At 78.4% G+C, this 1,557-nt stretch carries 2 protein-coding genes; both read right to left on the bottom strand.

The features are described 5' to 3' along the window. On the bottom strand, positions 1–257 hold a 257-nt coding region (locus tag ABEB16_RS20535; protein WP_425560276.1), incomplete at its 3' end, for a hypothetical protein. Positions 258–260: 3 nt separating this feature from the next. Further along, positions 261–1,067, bottom strand: a complete 807-nt coding sequence (locus ABEB16_RS20530; RefSeq protein ID WP_425560275.1) for an ABC transporter ATP-binding protein — start codon at positions 1,065–1,067, stop codon at positions 261–263. Positions 1,068–1,557: the final 490 nt, after the last annotated feature.

The raw sequence follows: 1,557 nt of genomic DNA, 5'->3' as shown, positions 1-1,557 counted from the left end.
CCCGCCGCGGCGGCGGCCCCCTCGAGCAGCCGCGCGGCCGCCGCCGGGTCGGGCTGCGGCTCGCGCACGCCGTCGAGCAGGACGACGACGTCGCTGCCCGCGTAGGAGGCCGCGACGGCGCGCAGCACGCTGGCCTCGGAGCTGGCGTTGAGGGTGAGGGTGGCCACGACGAAGCCCACGGCGATCACGACGGCCGTGGCCGAGGCCACCAGCCGCCCGGCGTGGGCGCGGATCTGGGCGAGGGTGACGCGCAGCACGGCTCACGCCCCCCGGGTCGCGGCGGTGCCCACGGACGACAGCGTCGCCAGGGCGTCGGCGACGGCGTCGGGGGTGGGGTCGAGCAGCTCCCCGGCGAGGGTGCCGTCCACGAGCAGGACGACGCGGTCGGCGTAGGAGGCGGCCACGGGGTCGTGGGTCACCATGACGACGGTCTGCCCGGTCTCGCGGACGCTGCTGCGCAGCAGGCTCAGCACCTCCGCGCCGGTGCGGGAGTCGAGGTTGCCGGTGGGCTCGTCGGCGAAGACGACGTCGGGGCGCGGCAGCAGGGCGCGGGCGACGGCGACGCGCTGCTGCTGGCCACCCGACAGCTGCGAGGGCTTGTGGCGCAGGCGGTCGGTGAGGCCGAGGCGGTGCACCACGTCGCGCATCCACGCCGCCTCGGGGGTGCGACCGGCCAGCTGCACCGGCAGCAGCAGGTTCTCCTCGGCGGTGAGGACGGGCAGCAGGTTGAAGGCCTGGAAGACGAAGCCGATGCGGTCGCGGCGCAGGTCCGTGAGCCCGCGGTCGCCCAGGGCGGTGAGCTCCGTCCCGCCGAGCCAGACCTGCCCGGAGGTGGCGGTGTCCAGGCCGGCGAGGCAGTGCATGAGGGTGGACTTGCCGGAGCCGGACGGTCCCATGATCGCGGTGAAGGCGCCGGCGGCGAAGGACACGTCGACCCCGTCGAGGGCCGCCACGGCCGCCTCGCCGCGGCCGTAGACCTTGCGCAGCCCGACGGCGCGCACCGCGGCGGGTGCCGCGGGTGCCGCGGGTGCCGCGGGGTCGCTCGCGGCGGTCGGGGACTGGGGCACGGGGACCTCCTGGGACGTGTCGGCGCCGGGGGCGGACCGCCCGCCCGGCTCGTGCGGAACGCTAGGAGCCCGGCCGTCGCGCCCGCGTCGCCCCGCGAGCCGATCCGGGGCCGCCGGCGCCGTGGGGCCGGGGGCGGAGGGCGCCGGGCCCGTGTCCAACCAGGGGTGGAGGCGGGCGCTGTCCGGTGGGGTCCCCGGCGGGGCGGGCAGCACGTGCGCACCGGTGGCCGCGGTGCCAGGGTGGGCGATCGCGGGGCCCGGCCCGGGCGCCCGCTGGCAGGTGGACGCGGCAGGTGCGCGCGGGACGAGGAGGACCAGGCGTGGGACTGAGCGACGACGACATCACGACGACCACCACCGGTGCGGGAGGTCCCGGCGGCGACGCCGACTCCGGCGACAGCGACTCCACCCAGGTCGACCCCACCGGCGCCGACCCCGAGGGCGCGGACCCCACCGACGCCGACTCCACCGACGCCGACTCCGCCGACGC

The organism is Kineococcus glutinatus (genome assembly GCF_039542765.1).
Classification (GTDB): Bacteria; Actinomycetota; Actinomycetes; order Actinomycetales; family Kineococcaceae; genus Kineococcus_A; species Kineococcus_A glutinatus.
This window is presented reverse-complemented; position numbering and strand designations above follow the sequence as displayed.